Source organism: Streptomyces sp. NBC_00887 (assembly GCF_045207585.1).
Window position 1 is genome coordinate 2,295,223 of sequence record NZ_CP108788.1, and the last position, 15,521, is coordinate 2,310,743.

Below are 15,521 nucleotides of genomic sequence, written 5' to 3' on the forward strand. Positions count from 1 at the left end.
ACAGAGAAGAGGGACCATGTGTCTGGCTGTTCCGGGGCGCGTCCTCAGTACCGCCGAAGTCGACGGCACCGTGATGGCCGAGGTGGACTTCGGCGGGGTGCGCAAGGAGGTGTGCCTCCAGTACATCCCCGATGTGACGGTCGGTGAATACGTCATCGTGCACGTCGGTTTCGCCATCCAGCGCCTCGACGAGCGGTCGGCCAAGGACACCCTGGCCAACTTCGACCGGCTCGGCATCCTCGCCGAGGAGTTCGGAGACCCTCTCGAAGTCGCAGCCCAGCAGAACACGTCCCCCGAAGGAGCCGGCCGGTGAAGTACCTCGACGAGTTCAGCGACCCCGACCTCGCGAAGAAGATCATCGATCAGATCCACGCCGTCACCACGCAGAAGTGGGCGATGATGGAGGTCTGCGGCGGCCAGACCCACTCGATCATTCGGCACGGGATCGACCAACTCCTGCCGGACGGAGTGGAGATGATCCACGGACCGGGCTGCCCCGTCTGCGTCACCCCTTTGGAGACGATCGACCGGGCACTGGCGATCGCCGCCCGCCCCGGGGTCATCTTCTGCTCGTTCGGTGACATGCTGCGTGTGCCCGGCAGCAGCCAGGACCTGTTCTCCGTCAAGAGCGCCGGCGGCGATGTACGGGTGGTGTACTCACCGCTCGACGCGCTGAAGCTGGCCCGCGAGAACCCGGACCGCGAGGTCGTCTTCTTCGGCATCGGCTTCGAGACCACGGCACCCGCGAACGCCATGACGGTGTATCAGGCCGAGCGCCTCGGAGTCCGCAACTTCTCGCTGCTGGTCTCCCATGTCCTGGTGCCCCCGGCGATCGCCGCGATCATGGAATCACCGACCTGCCGGGTTCAGGCGTTCCTCGCCGCGGGGCATGTGTGCAGCGTGATGGGGACGTCCGAGTACCCGCCGCTTGCCCGGAAGTACAAGGTTCCGATCGTGGTCACCGGCTTCGAACCGCTGGACATCCTGGAGGGCGTCCGCCGGACCGTCGTGCAGTTGGAGGCGGGCCGCCACGAGGTGGAGAACGCCTATCCCCGGGCCGTACGCGACGAGGGCAACGCGCCCGCCATGAAGATGCTCGCCGATGTCTTCGAGGTGACGGACCGGACCTGGCGCGGCATCGGGGAGATCCCCCGCAGCGGCTGGCGACTCGCCGCGAAGTACCGGGAGTTCGACGCTGAGCAGCGGTTCGACGTGACGGGGATTCACACCGCGGAGTCGTCGCTCTGCCGCTCGGGCGAGGTGCTCCAGGGGCTGATCAAGCCGCATCTGTGCGAGGCGTTCGGCAAGGAGTGCACGCCGAGGAACCCGTTGGGCGCGACGATGGTGTCCAGCGAGGGCGCGTGCGCCGCGTACTACACCCACCGCCGACTGGAACTGGTCGATGCGAAGTGACTGATGTGACCGACGTTGCGCCCGCAGTGACCGCGCCGCTCGACGGTGTGCCCGACCTCGACTTCGAGGGATGGGCCTGCCCCGTACCTCTGCGCGACATCCCGTCCGTCGTGATGGGTCACGGGGGCGGGGGTGCGATGTCCGGCGAGCTGATCGAGCACCTGTTTCTGCCCGCGTACGGTGCCGCGGCCTCCGCCGACCTCGGTGACTCGGCCGTCCTGACCGTGGGGTCCGGTACCCGACTCGCCTTCTCCACCGACTCGTTCGTGGTGAAGCCGATGTTCTTCCCCGGCGGATCGATCGGCGACCTCGCGGTGAACGGTACGGTCAACGACCTGGCCATGTCGGGGGCGACCCCGCTGTTCCTGTCGACCGCCTTCATTCTCGCGGAGGGCACCGCGCTGAGCGACCTCGGCCGGATCGCCCAGGACGTGGGCCGGGCCGCGGAAGCCGCCGGTGTACGACTGGTCACCGGGGACACCAAGGTCGTGGAGCGCGCCAGCGGTGACGGGGTCTACCTCAACACCTCGGGCATCGGCGTGGTCCCGCCGGGTGTCGACATCCACGCCCGCCGGGCGCGGCCCGGTGACGCCGTGCTCGTCAGCGGCGACATCGGCGTGCACGGGGTGGCTGTGATGAGCTGCCGGGAGGGGCTGGAGTTCGGTACGACGGTCGAGAGCGACACCGCCGCGCTGCACGGCCTGGTCACCGCGATGCTCTCCACCGGGAGCGACCTCCATGTGCTCCGGGACCCCACGCGCGGTGGTGTGGCGGCCTCGCTCAACGAGATCGCCCGCGCCTCGGACGTGGGCGTCGAGCTGGTCGAACGGCTGCTTCCCGTGCCGCCGACGGTGCGCGACGCGTGCAGTCTGCTCGGGCTCGACCCGCTCCAGGTGGCCAACGAGGGCAAGCTGATCGCGATCGTCCCGGCCGAGGACGCGGACCGGGTGCTGGAGGCGATGCGGGCCCATCCCCTGGGCCGGTCCGCATGCCGGATCGGCAGCTGCGTGCCGGACCACGCGGGAATGGTCGTCGCGAAGACGGGGCTGGGCGGGAGCCGGGTCATCGGGCTGCCTATCGGCGAACAACTACCGAGGATCTGCTGAGTGAGTGCCGAAGGCGCCCTGCTGTTCGCGCGATACGCCTACCCGCCCAACGAACTCGGCTACTGCGGGCCTGCCGACGCGGCGGCCCTCCTGAGCCGGGAGGCGACCGACGACATCGAGCGGCGGGCCCGGCAGTTCGAGGGGGCCTGGTGCTATCTCCAGTTCCTCGCGGAGACGGCCGGCATCCCCGACCCGCTGGACGTGCGGGTCGTCGAGGCCTACTGGATCGGCAATGAGCTCCTGGACCGGGCCGACCCCGCCGCCCTGGTGGAGCGCATGACCGACCGGTTCCGGGGCCAGCTGGGCGGCACCTGGCGCGAGGCCGGTGACCGGGCGCTGGCCCATCACAGCTTCCAGGTGTTCGAGGTGTATCCGTGGGCGTCGATGCTGCGGTCGAGCGGGCATCCGACGGCCCTGTCCGTGCTCGACCAGTGCCGCATCCGTACCGGAGTGGTGGTCGAAGCCGACAGCGACGTTGCGACCGTGCGGTCACGACCGCTGTGCTGGGAAGGCGCGTCGCTGACCGACGGAGCGTGGCGGGAGGAGACCGTCCGCTGCTCGGCAGGTGGAAGGACACTGATCGACGGGCTCTCCCCCGGTGACCGGGTGGCACTGCACTGGGACTGGGTGTGCGACGTACTCACCGATGGACAGGTGCGGCGCATCGAGGACCTCGAGGAACGCCGACGCACCGAGCTGCGTCAGCTCGTGTCCGTGCGCTGAATTCCGTGTGTGGGAGCCGGAGCGACGAGCCGAACTCCCACACGGGAATCGGCTCCTCCGCCATGTCACCGGCGTCGGCGCCGGTACGACCGACGTCGTGATCCACCCGCTCCCCTTCACCGGCTGCAGCGGGCCGTCGACGGCCAGGACCATCCGGCCGGAGGTGACGCCGGCGGTTCGCACAGCCCCGGCCGGCCCTTGAGGGCGTCCGAGTTCGCGAACCGAACCACCGCTTAGTGGTCTCCGTGACTCTCTTTGATCTTGTCCGTGCCTGGGGCCGCCTGCGAGAGAGGGGGAAACGTTCGCGCTCCTCAGGCCGTTCTCCGTAGGTTCTGCGCTGCGTGCGGTCCGCGATCGGATCTGAAGCCCGGGATCTTCCCCAAGGCCCCAGGCCTCCGAGTTGAAGATGAAGCGCAGCGAGTCCAAGGTCTCAGGCGGATGCACCGCCCGCAAGGCAGTCCGCTGACGGCCAGTCGTCGGACGGATCTGGGTGCCATCGACGCCATGTGCGTACACGGGCGCTGACGCTCTCGGCTCAGCCATCGAGCACACGGTCACCGGCAATCCAGTCGCCCGTGGAAGGCGCATGCTGCCTCGCCCGCCTCGATGCCGGTCGACACCTGCCCCTCGCCGATGCGGCCGATACCTTGATGGCCGCCATTGGGGCACCACGTGCACGCCGACGGCCACTTCCGCCCGGGCCGGGGCCACCACCGCCCGCAGGCGAGAACGCACGTACGATCTCCGGCGGAACAGGGAAGCCAGTCGCCAAACGGGGGGCACGCTGCGGGGCTCATCCTCACCCTGTGGTTCACCTGGTTCCTCGTCACATGGCTCGGCATACCGGACGCCTACCCCGCCCCAACGTGCCCGGCCAACATCCCGCCCTGGTGGCCAAGTTTCATCCCGGCATGATTCCGGTTGGGCGATCTTCTTGTCTCGATCTCTTTCAGAAGGAGTCCGCCCCGTGCCAGGGCCCCTCCACCGCGGCCCCGCAGTCGCTCGGGAGGTGTGCGACGACGAGCGCGGCAGCCTCCTGTGGTGTGGCCACCTCGCCGAGGAGTTCGGCGTAGCGGGCGCCGGCGCCATACACCAGGTATCCCTTTACTCCGCCGGCTATGCGGGGAAGGTCGTTGCTCCATGGAAAGTCTGTGTTCCGGTGAAAGTTCAGGCAGCCGTGACTCGGAAAGGGGAACAGCCGGCGCAGTCGCGGCTCTGCGGACGCGGCCTCGATCACTGCAGGATCCCCACGACGGGCTTCGGGGTGACGCTCCAACAACATGCGCCAGGTCTTCTCGACCACTGTTTCCGTACTCATGTCATTGATCATCGGCAGTGGCGCCTGCCAGGGCAACCCTCGGCCATGGCGGCGGGACGGTGTGCCACAGTTTGCGGGGCGCTGCCAGGTGTCGCGCCGAGTGCGTTGGGATTCGCCGATGAGGCGGCTGACGTCGACACCCTGAACAGCAGACCCGGTTGCCGCATGGTCAGGTTTGTTCGCCAGTACGCGGCAACCAGTGACATCCGGTCCTCGGCGCGGTGAACGGGGCTGTCCAGGACGGCACGAACGCCGTGACCACAGCAGCCACGAGTCACGGCCAGGCTGCCCGTTCGGTGCGATCGTGAGACTGCTGGTTCGGACCGGGAGGGTCAAAGCTCACCCCGTTCTCGTCGAGCGCGTTGAAGACGATCACGCGACCCGTCTCGAAGGCGAAGCTGATGTCGACCATTCCCTGAGCGACATCCCCGTATGTCCATTCGAGCAGTTCGGCTCCCTTGAGGGGCAGCCCACGCAGAACCTGGAGCCCGGGAAGAGGTTCGGGGCGCCACTGGAGGTCGAAGCCGGGCCACCGGACCGCATGGCTGGGGTCGATCATGTTCCACGTGAGGGAGACATCACCGAGCTTTTGATGGTTGATCTCGACCTGCTCGCCATCGAAGTCGAACAGCACCGGGCAGTCACAGAACCACTCGTCATCCCTGCGGTCCCAGACCATCCAGACTCTCGTGAGCGTCCGACCAGCAAGACCACACAGACGATTCCCATGCTCCTGCACGACGTCCCTACGGCTGTCCAACCATTCCGGCTGGTAGCCCGCGATGCCGAAATCGAACATGCCATCATCATGTCAGAGGCGCCCCTCGGACGGACCGGCTCGGTACCGTCCTGGCTGGAGCCGAGGTGACAGATCTCGGCAATGGGCTGGGTGCCCTCCACGAGTAATAGTCATTCGGCCTGCGCTCGACCGACCCTGGTTCAGAGATCTCGACGGCACATCGTCTCCGGGTGACCCCGAGTCAGTCCTGCCCGGCTTCCGTGAAGAGCTCCGGTGGTGCCTGGAGGTCGTGGGCTCGGAACAGGACGGCGTGCTCGACGCCCATGGCCTTGCCGCTCATCGCGGTGAACTTCGGGATGAAGTCCTCGGGGGCAGGGTGATCAGGGAGCGCGGCCAGGTACGCGGCATGCGCCGCGAGGGAGGCGATGCCGCGGCGCAGCGGCTCACCCGTGACCTCGACGGCGTGGGTCGCACCGATGCCGGCGAGCCCTGGGAGAACGAGCCAGCGCGCGGAGTGGGGTTCGAGGTCCTCCTCGTCGACCTGTTCCGGGAAGACCCACCGGTTGCCCGCGTCGCGCACGGCGTCGAGCGTCGCAAGCCCGGCCGCGCGGTGGTCGGCCTGGTCGAAGCCCCAGGGCGCCTCGATCTCGTAGCCGGTGCCGAGTACGACGTCGGGCTTGAACCGGCGGATCTCCCGGCAGATGTCACGGCGCAGGTCGAGGCCGTAGACGAGCACTCCGTCCGGATGTTCGAGGATGGTCAGGTGCTCGACGCCGACGACGGCGCAGGCAGCTCGCTGCTCGGCGACCCGCAGGCGTGCTGTCTCCTCGGGAGGGTTCGGCATGCCGGCCTCCCCGCGGGTGAGCAGGAGATAGCCGACCTCGATGCCACGCGCGGTCCAGCGGGCAACAGCCGCAGAGGTGCCGTACTCCATGTCGTCAGGGTGCGCGACCACACAGAGAACGCGCTGGAAGGACTCCTCTGGCAGGGCAGGCAATGTCATGTCGGCCATCCTTCCGCATTGAGGGCCGCCGTCCGCCGTGACGTGCCGAAGAGCCTCCGAACAGCGAGCAGCGTTCGATGGTCTGCCTGTGGCCGACGGATCAGTGGGCAACTCCGGCGTTCAATCCGGGGGTCCAGTTCTGAGCGACCCGGTGAACCAGCGCATGTGCTCAGGTGCACAGGCGACCACGAAGCCGAGGTTCCCGTCGTGACACTCGGCAATGCTCCAGAAGGGACGGATGACCCGGGAGTCGGATCGAGTCCGCTTGCGGATCTGGCGTACCTCGATGTGTTCGGCCGGCAGAGCGCGACGCGCGAGCGTCTTCACCTCGGTAGGCGATACATGCAGAGAATCTCTGGAGGCCGAGATGAAGATTACGGCTGGACTGCAGAACGGGCGGTCACCGAGGATGCATGCCTCGAAGAGAACCTCACCTCCCTCAGCGAAGGCGCGAGCCTCAGCCCTCGCCCGCCCTCTCCCACCGAAGCCAGGGACGAGTAAGCCCACGACCACGTCGATCAGGAACGCGATCACCTGGGCACCCACTCCTGGTTGGCGGTGCGCACCTCCGCACGCCGCTCGCTGAAACCAAGGACACACGGTTGGAGGCACGGGAAGCGGCTGCTCGTGCGCGGGTCGAAGATCTGCGGGAGGTGGCAGCCCGGGCGGCTGCCGTGCTGGAGGCCGCGGAGATCGAGCTGGACCGGCGGGTGATCGCGCGCAAAGAACTTGTAGAGGCCCTGGCCGTGTCCGCTGACGAGGCCACCGCGATCCACGGTCGAGTACCCACACCCTCACGAACGGCTAAATCGTCCCACCGGTAACGCCCTACCAGCACACTTCAACAAGATCGTGTGACGAGCTCCGGGCCTATCCCCCGCTCTATCCTGTCCCGCGAGGAGACCCGAACTGCGCTGTGTAAGGCTAGAGTTGACGCATGACTACGACAGTGCGCCAAGCTGTCCGCGACATCGTGACCGCTTTTGCCCCGCATGAACTCGTCGCACTCGATGGTTTGGAGCCGCTGAACGACGCACAGGTGACACGCCTATTCGCTCGCCGCGATGGGGGAGAGGATCCACTGGGCTTTGGCCTGACGGAGGTCACTGCTCTAGTCGTTCCCGTTGTCTGGCTAGTGGTGAACGAAGTGGCTACCCGCGGTGCGGACATGGCGGCTGACGGCCTGTTGGCTCGCATGCGGTCTGCTGCGGACAGAATGCTGAGGCGTTCATCGCCGCAGGTGGAAGCCATGCCGCCGCTTTCGTCGGAGCAGTTGGAAGCTGTGCACAGCAAAGTACTGGGGCGGGCTGCTGATGCCGGTATCGAGGGTCGGCAGGCACAGGCGCTCGCCGACGCGGTGGTCTCACGGCTCGCACGCGAGACCAGCACGTAGGCCGGCCCGTGCTCCCCTGGGACGACCGTTACGTGCTTGGACGGGGCACCACGCGGCGCTTCGCTCTGCTCGCGATCACTCTGATCGGGTCTAGCGTTTCCCAAATACACAATGCGTTGCTGGCAATCCGGTCCGAGTCGACGTTCCTAAGCTGTGCCCGCGCCACCGGAGCAGACCTCACCGCACCCGTTTCCGAACAGCGTCTTCACCTCGTAGCAAGTGACGATTTCCAGGACTGCAGGCTGGAAGCGGCGTCCTCAGCATTGCTGTCCGCGCTGGCTGTAACTGGGGCGGTGCTCTGCATCGCCCTTTCAACGTACTGGCTGCTGCCCCTCTGGCGTCGGCGACACCTCATTCCCGCCGATCAACTGTCGTCGCACCCTCAGCCTCTCCCGGCTTCTCCCTCCACCGGGCGAGTGTGGACCACACGGGAATGGCAGGGGAAGAACGCCCGACCAAATCAGCCATGCAGGGAGACCCTTTCACAGCACTTAGCGCGCCTGGCGAACCAAGCCGACCTCCGAAAAACCCCCGACTTTATCATCGACCCGCGCGCCCTGTCCTCTGGCGCTGTTGTTTTCGGTCGAGGCGGCAAATATGCGGTATGCCTGAACGTCGGCCTGGTAATTTCCCGTGAAACACGCCCGGAGCATTTCGAAGCCGTGGTGCTTCACGAACTTGCACACATCCGTAACGGCGATATCGACATAACTTACATCATAATTTCCCTCTGCCGAGTCATGCTCGCGGCCGTACTGGTTCCCTGCGCGATCTTCAACGCATGGCTCCTGTGGAAAGAGGAAGTGCTGGACGCCGGAGGTATCTACTGGGCGCAAGCTCAACCCAGCTTGGCAGCAACAGCACTCTCTGCCCTGCTTGTGGTGATTGTATATCTCGGTCGGGCTGACATACTGCGCCGCCGTGAACTTGTCGCTGATTTCGACGCCGTCGCCACAGGAGCCGATCTGAGTCTTTGGCGTTCCATGCAGATCACACCGGGGCGCGGCAAGCAAATCGACTACCGTTGGGGTCGGTGGAGAACCGCGGGACGCTGGTTCGCTGACCTGTGGCGTACGCATCCGACGTGGGAGCAAAGATATGGACGCCTTTCCCAGCCGGGTCCTGTCGATGATTTAAAAGGCCTGCAGTTTCTTCTGCTTTTCGGCACAATGCCACTGTTGACCTCTGAGGCGTGGACGGTAGGCCCTAATTGGCTGCACCGGGTGTCTTTCTATGCCCTTATGCTGCCTTTGTGTGCGAGCATGTGGCTAGCAATGACCTCCGATACCCCGGTGAACATTCCCCGGGGTGCAGTGAGAAAACCTCCGCGACCAGGTTTCGCCCTCGCCCTATTGATCTGGTACGCCACAATGTCGGTCAGTCAACGCTTGGTGTTGATCGCAGGAGTTTGCGCCGTACTGGCAATCTTGAATCCGGTCGCCTGGGTAAGTGACGACTCACTGACGGACCTCAACAATTTTCTGGACCGCTGGGACGAGCTCCCCTCCCAATACAGAGAGCCATAGATTATCTTCGCAGGAAAAGCATCCGTGTAGACTCCAGGGCTCCTGAGGCCCATCGGATCAGAACTCACGAAGCCAGCCGCCGAGCCCACACCGAACGGACCCTCAGAGCTCGTAACACGATCTTGTTGAAGTGTGCTGGTAGGGCGTTACCGGTGGGACGATTCAGCATCGTGCCCCGTTCCTGCAGGCAGGGGACGGCGACCGGAACGGCAATGCAGGCTATCGGCGGTTCCCTCTACCCATTGACCTGAGTGCCTATGCGCTGTTGTTGCTGGGCACGGACCCGTTCACGCTAGCCTGCTCACGTATGCGCACGTCTGGGCCGCTGGAGGAGTTCCTCAGAAGCCGTATCTCGACCGATGATGGAACGTGTGAGTCGAACGGGTTTCCCGCCGGGATGGTCTTCCGGTGGTAGGCGCATGAAGGCAGGGCCCCTTGGTAGCTCGGAGGTGGGAACCGAACCGAGCAGTTCCAGGAGGCCCTGTTGTCGCAGTTCTACGCGCTCGCGCCCGCGTCGTTCAACTCGGCTGCCCGATCGTGTGATTGTCTCGCGCACGTGTACGGGAACGCGGCTGATCACCCGGACCGGGTGCGCCGGTACCCGTCGGATATGACGGACGCGGAGTGGGCGGCGGTGCGGCCGTTGTTGCCGGTGCCGGCCTGGCTGGAGGGCAAGGGCGGGCAGCCCGAGGGCTACTGCCACCGCCAGATGTTGGACGCGATCCGTTACCTGGTCGCGGGCGGGATCTCCTGGCGGGCGATGCCCACGGACTTTCCTGCCCGGGGACGGGTCTATGCCTTCTTCCGCCGGTGGCGGGAGCACGGGCTGGTCGCGGAGTTCCATGACCGGCTGCGTGGGAAGGCCCGTGAACGCGAGGGGCGGGAGGCGGAGCCTTCGGCGGGGATCATCGACGCGCAGTCGGTTCGGGCTTCCGCTTCCGTGCCGGCTTCTTCGAGCGGGTACGACGGCGGGAAGAAGGTGCCGGGCCGTAAACGGCACATCGTGACTGACACGCTCGGCCTGCTGCTGGCCGTCGCGGTGACCGCTGCGAACGTGGGCGACCGGGACGCGGCCGTACCTCTGCTTCAGCGGCTGCGGTCGCTGCACCGGGAGATCACACTCGTCTGGGCCGATGGCGGTTACACCGGCGGCCTTGTCCCCTGGTGCCGTCAGAAACTCGGCCTCGCCCTGGAGGTCGTCGGCACTGAACATCCCTGACGCCTCCTGGAGCAGCCACCCGCGCTCAGCCAGACGCCTCGCTTTCGACCGCACGCCCTCCACCTCCGCCGGCGTCGGCTCCAGCCCCAGAACCACCGCGATCTCCTTGGCTCGTGCCGGCTCCTGGCCCGACCGGTTCGCCAACATCTCCAGGATCCGCTGGTAGTCCGGCGTGAGAACAGTCGCAGGAAGCCCATCGCGCCAGGACGGCACTGTCGTTCCCGGCAACGTCGCGGGCACGGGCACGGATTCTGCCTCTGCCTCCGTCGCGGCGGTGGCCTCGTCAGCGGACACGGCCAGGGCCTCTACAAGTTCTTCGCGCGCGATCACCCGCCGGTCCAGCTCGATCTCCGCGGCCTCCAGCACGGCAGCCGCCCGGGCTGCCACCTCCCGCAGATCTTCGACCCGCGCACGAGCAGCCGCTTCCCGTGCCTCCAACAACCCCAGCACCGACGCCACCGCAACCCCTTACTGACCAAGCGGAACGGAACGTCAGAACACTCCCTCACCCCGCCCGAAACCATGCCTGACCAGGGAGAATCAAAAGATCACGTTCGGTTGAGATACGGCTTCTAAACAACGACACACCGGCCGGTGGAAGCGACAGCCTCCCCGTCGACCATGGCGCCGTATCCGCACCCTCGCGCCGCAGCACGGTCACCACTGACGGCGACGGTAGTGGGCTTGGGCGCCGGGCGAGGTCGTGGTCTCGTCCTCGCCGGTGGCGTCCCATGAGGGTGTCTGTGTGCTCAGTCTGTCAGGAAGGCACCTTTGCAGCAGGCGCGGCAGACGAAGACGTAGCCCAACTGGCCGCCGAGGTTCATGGCGGTCTGAGTGGAGATCCCTTCCTCCAGATGTGCCGCGAATTCCGTCGCGCCGGCGCAGGAGGCGCATGTGGGCAGTCGGTCGTCCTCGAGGTAGGAGGGGCTGCCTCCGAGCGATCCGAGCACTTCGCGTTGCTTCCCGAATCGTTCTTCGGGTTCCCGCTTCCATCCCGAGCGGGCAAGGTCGTACGCGTCAGGCGGGAGTTCGTCGTGCTCGTCATTCACTTCGGGGTCGAGCGTAACGACGTGGGTGCGGATGGCTGAGGTGGTGGGCAGGAGCGTTACCCCCTTCTCGGGTACGGCCATTGGCTGCAGTTCCTCCCGGGGGAACAGGTAGACCCGGTTCGCGCCGGAAGTCGCGTCCCACGATTCGCAAGCGCCGGGGTCGGGAAGAAGACACGATGGCTGCTGTGGACTCGGCCACCGTCGGCCGGATGGCCGACAGCCTCTTCATCGAACGCGGGCTGCGCAGCCCAGGCTCCACCCGCTTCTGGGTACTGCTCGTACCGGCTGCGGTCATCGCGAGTGCGGGTGTGGTGGGCGACTCGACGGCCACCGTCATCGGTGCCATGATCGTGGCACCGCTGATGACACCGATCCTGGGGAGCGCTCTGGCCCTCGTCCTCGCCGACCGTGCACAGCTGCTGCGGTGTGTGCTGCTGACGCCGGGAGGCGCACTCCCAAATTGATGGCAAGTCAGGGGCCACAGAATGACAGGCCGCTCACCAATCCTGCTCACCGCGTCCCCTTCACCGTTGTGGAGAACCGCCATCACGCCGCATGAGCACGGACAGCACCCACAGACGCCCAGGCCGCTGGCGTCTGACTGCGGTTGGCCACTTCCGAGCAGCGGGGGGCCTCATCCGCTGACAACCCTCAAGACCTCTCACAAGGGTGCTCCTTCAGCGTGAGGGCGAGAACGGCCTGGTCGTCGTCACATTCCTTCGACCAGCGCTCCGTGTCGGACCGTACGAAGGACACGACGTCCGAGGGGTCCGGTGCTGCTCCTACGCCTCCGAAACGCTGCGCGAGGCGCTCAAGCACCGGGTAGAAGGCTCCCTGCGCGTTTCGTGCTTCGCTCACCCCGTCCGTATACACGACAACCACCTCACCGGGGTGCAGCGGATGCACCGTGGTCTCCGCTGCGCCGCCGGGAGACAGCCCACCCAGTCCCAGCGGCAGCGCGGGCGCGGTGACCAGTCGCCTTGCGCCCTCCGGGCCGATAACGACGGGCGCCGGGTGCCCACGGTCGACGATACGAACCTCCCCGCCCGAGGGCGGGAACTCCAGCACCAGCGCTGTGACGAAGAGTTCGGAGTCGTTCTCATCACCGACCGGAGCGTTGCGGGCGATGCTGAGTTCCAGCCGCTCCGCCAGGCTGCCCAGGTCCTGCCACTCGTGCGCGCAGACCCGGAAGCTGCCCAGGACCGCCGCAACCGTCTGTACCGCGCCCAGCCCCTTGCCCCGTACGTCGCCGATGATCGCCCGAACCCCGAAGGGCGTCACACATACGTCGTACAGGTCGCCGCCGACGAGCGTGCCGCCTTCGCCCGCCGCGTAGAACGCGGCAGCCCGTACCTGCCCGAGCCTGCGCGGCACCGGGCGGAGCAGGCCGCGCTGCATCGCTTCTGCGACCGAATTCGCGCGGATCAACTGCTGTCTGACCCGCTCCCTCTGCCACGCCAGGGCCGTGCTGGCGATCCCGATGAGCAGCGTGCCCACGTACAACGCAATGTGGTGCTGCTCATGAAAGTGACCGGGACGCCGGGCGGCGAAAAGCATCTGCAGCCCCAGACAGACAACCGCCGACAGCGCCGTCTCCCTCGGGCCGCGCGTCGCCGCGGCGAGCGGAGGGACCCCGATGAGCAGGAAACTCACGGGCTCCCGTCCACGCAGGATCAATTCGACGATCACGTCGGCCACCACTACGGCGAACGGCAGCCACCACACCCACCCCTGACGCGGCAACAGGGGCCGTCGGCCGTTCGGAGAACGCTTGCGAGGCATGAGGTGAACCCTAAGAGCCCGCGACACGATCTTGCTGAGATGACGTGGCCGGGCGTGACCGGTGTGGATTCGACCGTTCGGATGGCAGCATTCCGAGCGTCGTCGTCCCAGCTGCTTCCACCATCAGAACGGCGGAAGACACCACATGCCACCGAGGTCGTAGCCCCTCGAGGCACGCAACCGCGTCCGCGCACTGCGTCACGGGCGGGCGGCGCCCCGAGGAAGGGCTGGCGGATAGCTCATGCAGCACCGTATGACCGATACGGATGACGGTCCGGCCGCGGACACTGTTCCTGCGGAAGCTGCGCTGCGCCCGGCACACCAGCCGTTCTCGGTGAGCGCCCAAGGAAACTTCCGCAGCCTCGCGAAGGGGCATCGGTTGCGTGGGCGGGGGCGATACTGATCGTGACAGTCGCTCCACCGCCGGACCGGCCTCGGACACGTGCCGGGGCGCTGTGCGCACCTTTGTCGATGTCTCCGAGGGGAGCCGTTCATGACCACGGCGAAAGACCTTTTCATCATCACCATGGACCCGGGCTCGAAGCATGCCGTGGGCCAGGGTGACCTGTCGCTCGCACTCGCCGGAGCCGAGCTCATCGATCTCATCCGTGCGGAGGCAGTCGCCGTGGAAGGCGACCGCATCGTGCCGGGTGGACTGCCGACCATGGCAGATCGGCTCATGGGCGAGGCGGCGGCAGGGCTCACTCGGCAGGCGCCCTTCGAGCGGATCGAGGACTGGCTCTGGCGCCGGGGCCAAGACCTCTCGGCCGCGTACCAGGCCGCCCTGGAGGAGGACGGTGAACTGGCTCGGAAGCGAAGCGGCCGGTTGCCCTTCGGCTCGGAACGCGTGGAACCGGTCGATACGCCCGCGCGCCGTCGGGCAGCGGACCGCTGGAACGAGAAGGAACCCGTCCTTGCCGCCCTCGCCTCGGTCGTGGGCATCGGCGGCGACCAGTCCGACGATGAGCCCGGCCTCGACGACGAGGCGGTGACGACTGTGGTGGCCGTTGTCCACGACGCGGTGATGGAGTTGGAGGCCGTACGCCAGAGGCGGTCCATCGAGAACGCGGCATTCGCCAACCTCTGGCGAGGACCGTGAGTTCGAGTCTCGTTGATGTGGGCGCGCATCGAGCCACTGCCGTACGCCGGGATACGGTGGGAGTTTCTGCCCCAGCAGCTGGGCTTCCGGCTCGGGGACGACATGCTGGCGACGGCCGCGCACCGTCCTTTGTTGAGAGTAATGGCGGGCGATCGCTCCGGGGGGTGGCCCGCTCGATGCGTCATGACACACACGTAGCAGTCGGGCCCCGCGCGGCCTCACATACGGGATCTCAGCACGTCGATCTCACAGCCCGGCGCGAAGGGGTCGAAGCCGTGCTCGATCAGCCAGCGCACCGCCAACAGGCTTCGCAACGACCACCACCCGTGGATCACGTCGAGGTCGACGTCGGTGCCATAGCCGGCGATGACGTCGTCGAGGTGCTCCTCGTGTCCGAGTGTGAAGGTGGCGAGGTCGTACGAGGCGTCACCCTGGCCCGCCTCGGACCAGTCGATGATGCCTGTGACCTCGTCGCCGTCGACGAAGACGTGAGCAATCTGCAGATCGCCGTGCGTGAATGCCGGAGTCCACGGACGGAGCGCGGCATCGGCGACCTGGCGGTTGCGGCTGACCACGTCGGCGGGCAGGACGCCGTTCGTCACGAGCAACTCGCACTCGTCGTCGAGTTCCGCCGCCAGCGCGACGACGCTCCTGCCGGCCCGGCCCGGCAGGTGCGGCAGGGGCGCTTCGTGCAGCTTCCGGATGGCGGCACCCGCCGCGGCCCACGCCGCCGGCGACCCGGACGACGGCCCGCCGAGACGCCCGAGCGTCGTCCCTGGAAGGGCGGCGATCGCGAGCACCGGCGGCTTGCGCCACAGGACCTCCGGGGTCGGGACCGGCGCCAGGGCCATTGCCTCGACCTCGACGTCTATGCGCGCCTGGTCGGCGTCCACCTTCAAGAACACGTCGCCGACGCGCAGAGTCGCACGCTCGGAGTGGGCGACGACAACGTTGACCTCATCCATGAACGGCCAGTATCCCGGGGATGGTCGCCGACATCACCGGGTTCATCACGTGTGACTACGCGGCTGACCGCGCCCCGCTACCCGGCGGCCTCATGCACACACCCACCTCTGGCCAGGTCGAGCCCACCGCGCCATGCAGCTGCTGTCTGACCGGAGGGGAGCGCTGGGCGAACCATCTGTGAGGCG

At 66.9% G+C, this 15,521-nt stretch carries 17 protein-coding genes and 1 pseudogene; 9 read left to right on the forward strand and 9 right to left on the reverse strand.

All coding sequences use genetic code 11. The features are described from left to right. The first annotated feature begins 16 nt into the window (after positions 1-16). Genes OG844_RS10425 through OG844_RS10440 form a run of 4 tightly spaced genes read left to right on the forward strand, consistent with a single transcriptional unit; the run spans position 17 to position 3,242 of the window. A complete protein-coding gene (locus tag OG844_RS10425) occupies positions 17-313 on the forward strand; it encodes a HypC/HybG/HupF family hydrogenase formation chaperone (RefSeq protein WP_406389607.1) in 297 nt (98 codons plus the stop codon). Then, positions 310-1,413, forward strand: a complete 1,104-nt coding sequence (gene hypD, locus OG844_RS10430) for a hydrogenase formation protein HypD (protein WP_406389608.1) — start codon at positions 310-312, stop codon at positions 1,411-1,413. Before OG844_RS10425 ends, hypD begins: the two co-directional genes overlap by 4 nt. Continuing rightward, complete coding sequence (gene hypE / locus OG844_RS10435) at positions 1,410-2,519, forward strand: hydrogenase expression/formation protein HypE (RefSeq protein ID WP_406389609.1); 1,110 nt, start codon at positions 1,410-1,412, stop codon at positions 2,517-2,519. The genes hypD and hypE overlap by 4 nt, the downstream gene beginning before the upstream one ends. Further along, on the forward strand, positions 2,520-3,242 hold the full coding sequence (locus OG844_RS10440; protein WP_406389610.1) for a DUF6390 family protein: 723 nt from the start codon (positions 2,520-2,522) through the stop codon (positions 3,240-3,242). A gap of 949 nt (positions 3,243-4,191) precedes the next feature. On the opposite strand, the gene OG844_RS10445 is transcribed toward OG844_RS10440, so the two are convergent. The 6 genes and pseudogenes from OG844_RS10445 to OG844_RS10470 form a co-directional block, all read right to left on the reverse strand. Further along, entirely contained in the window at positions 4,192-4,560 is a 369-nt protein-coding gene (locus OG844_RS10445; RefSeq protein WP_406389611.1) for a DUF6193 family natural product biosynthesis protein, read from the reverse strand. A gap of 122 nt (positions 4,561-4,682) precedes the next feature. Continuing rightward, a pseudogene (locus tag OG844_RS10450) lies at positions 4,683-4,831 on the reverse strand (transposase family protein); the annotation flags it as partial. A 3-nt stretch (positions 4,832-4,834) separates the two neighbouring features. Further along, positions 4,835-5,359: a hypothetical protein gene (locus OG844_RS10455; RefSeq protein ID WP_406389612.1), complete on the reverse strand. Its 525-nt coding sequence runs from the start codon at positions 5,357-5,359 to the stop codon at positions 4,835-4,837. A 181-nt stretch (positions 5,360-5,540) separates the two neighbouring features. Then, complete coding sequence (locus tag OG844_RS10460) at positions 5,541-6,302, reverse strand: PIG-L deacetylase family protein (RefSeq protein ID WP_406389613.1); 762 nt, start codon at positions 6,300-6,302, stop codon at positions 5,541-5,543. Positions 6,303-6,422: 120 nt separating this feature from the next. Beyond that, positions 6,423-6,836: a hypothetical protein gene (locus tag OG844_RS10465; RefSeq protein WP_406389614.1), complete on the reverse strand. Its 414-nt coding sequence runs from the start codon at positions 6,834-6,836 to the stop codon at positions 6,423-6,425. Next, positions 6,833-7,078 carry a hypothetical protein gene (locus OG844_RS10470; RefSeq protein ID WP_406389615.1) on the reverse strand — a complete coding sequence of 82 codons (246 nt, stop codon included), beginning with the start codon at positions 7,076-7,078 and terminating at the stop codon, positions 6,833-6,835. The genes OG844_RS10465 and OG844_RS10470 overlap by 4 nt, the downstream gene beginning before the upstream one ends. A 161-nt stretch (positions 7,079-7,239) precedes the next feature. Here OG844_RS10470 and OG844_RS10475 point away from each other — a divergent pair, with 161 nt between their 5' ends. From OG844_RS10475 to OG844_RS10485, 3 genes are all read left to right on the forward strand, one after another. Further along, entirely contained in the window at positions 7,240-7,695 is a 456-nt protein-coding gene (locus tag OG844_RS10475; protein WP_406389616.1) for a hypothetical protein, read from the forward strand. Positions 7,696-7,703: 8 nt separating this feature from the next. After that, positions 7,704-9,221, forward strand: a complete 1,518-nt coding sequence (locus OG844_RS10480; RefSeq protein WP_406389617.1) for a M48 family metalloprotease — start codon at positions 7,704-7,706, stop codon at positions 9,219-9,221. 610 nt (positions 9,222-9,831) lie between these two features. Next, positions 9,832-10,440: an IS5 family transposase gene (locus OG844_RS10485; RefSeq protein WP_406389618.1), complete on the forward strand. Its 609-nt coding sequence runs from the start codon at positions 9,832-9,834 to the stop codon at positions 10,438-10,440. Between the two features lie 749 nt (positions 10,441-11,189). Here the strand turns inward: OG844_RS10485 and OG844_RS10490 are convergent. Beyond that, complete coding sequence (locus tag OG844_RS10490) at positions 11,190-11,570, reverse strand: hypothetical protein (RefSeq protein ID WP_406389619.1); 381 nt, start codon at positions 11,568-11,570, stop codon at positions 11,190-11,192. A 95-nt stretch (positions 11,571-11,665) separates the two neighbouring features. On the opposite strand from OG844_RS10490, the gene OG844_RS10495 reads away from it, so the two are divergent. Next, a complete protein-coding gene (locus OG844_RS10495; protein WP_406389620.1) occupies positions 11,666-11,953 on the forward strand; it encodes a hypothetical protein in 288 nt (95 codons plus the stop codon). 187 nt (positions 11,954-12,140) lie between these two features. Here OG844_RS10495 and OG844_RS10500 read toward each other — a convergent pair whose 3' ends face one another. Then, complete coding sequence (locus OG844_RS10500; RefSeq protein WP_406389621.1) at positions 12,141-13,271, reverse strand: PP2C family protein-serine/threonine phosphatase; 1,131 nt, start codon at positions 13,269-13,271, stop codon at positions 12,141-12,143. A gap of 493 nt (positions 13,272-13,764) precedes the next feature. On the opposite strand from OG844_RS10500, the gene OG844_RS10505 reads away from it, so the two are divergent. Then, positions 13,765-14,370, forward strand: coding sequence for a GPP34 family phosphoprotein (locus tag OG844_RS10505; protein WP_406389622.1), 606 nt, complete (start codon positions 13,765-13,767; stop codon positions 14,368-14,370). 218 nt (positions 14,371-14,588) lie between these two features. Here the strand turns inward: OG844_RS10505 and OG844_RS10510 are convergent, their stop codons facing one another. After that, positions 14,589-15,335 (reverse strand): phosphotransferase family protein, encoded by a 747-nt coding sequence (locus OG844_RS10510; RefSeq protein ID WP_406389623.1) that lies wholly within the window; start codon positions 15,333-15,335, stop codon positions 14,589-14,591. Positions 15,336-15,521: the final 186 nt, after the last annotated feature.

What these genes read in the sequence shown, in the direction of transcription:
- OG844_RS10500 (WP_406389621.1), bottom strand. Translation starts at nt 13,271, where the DNA reads ATGCCTCGCAAGCGTTCTCCGAACGGCCGACGGCCCCTGTTGCCGCGT.
- OG844_RS10485 (WP_406389618.1), top strand. Translation starts at nt 9,832, where the DNA reads ATGACGGACGCGGAGTGGGCGGCGGTGCGGCCGTTGTTGCCGGTGCCG.
- OG844_RS10505 (WP_406389622.1), top strand. Translation starts at nt 13,765, where the DNA reads ATGACCACGGCGAAAGACCTTTTCATCATCACCATGGACCCGGGCTCG.
- OG844_RS10510 (WP_406389623.1), bottom strand. Translation starts at nt 15,335, where the DNA reads ATGGATGAGGTCAACGTTGTCGTCGCCCACTCCGAGCGTGCGACTCTG.
- OG844_RS10475 (WP_406389616.1), top strand. Translation starts at nt 7,240, where the DNA reads ATGACTACGACAGTGCGCCAAGCTGTCCGCGACATCGTGACCGCTTTT.
- OG844_RS10460 (WP_406389613.1), bottom strand. Translation starts at nt 6,302, where the DNA reads ATGACATTGCCTGCCCTGCCAGAGGAGTCCTTCCAGCGCGTTCTCTGT.
- OG844_RS10455 (WP_406389612.1), bottom strand. Translation starts at nt 5,359, where the DNA reads ATGTTCGATTTCGGCATCGCGGGCTACCAGCCGGAATGGTTGGACAGC.
- OG844_RS10445 (WP_406389611.1), bottom strand. Translation starts at nt 4,560, where the DNA reads ATGAGTACGGAAACAGTGGTCGAGAAGACCTGGCGCATGTTGTTGGAG.
- OG844_RS10490 (WP_406389619.1), bottom strand. Translation starts at nt 11,570, where the DNA reads ATGGCCGTACCCGAGAAGGGGGTAACGCTCCTGCCCACCACCTCAGCC.
- OG844_RS10425 (WP_406389607.1), top strand. Translation starts at nt 17, where the DNA reads ATGTGTCTGGCTGTTCCGGGGCGCGTCCTCAGTACCGCCGAAGTCGAC.
- OG844_RS10495 (WP_406389620.1), top strand. Translation starts at nt 11,666, where the DNA reads ATGGCTGCTGTGGACTCGGCCACCGTCGGCCGGATGGCCGACAGCCTC.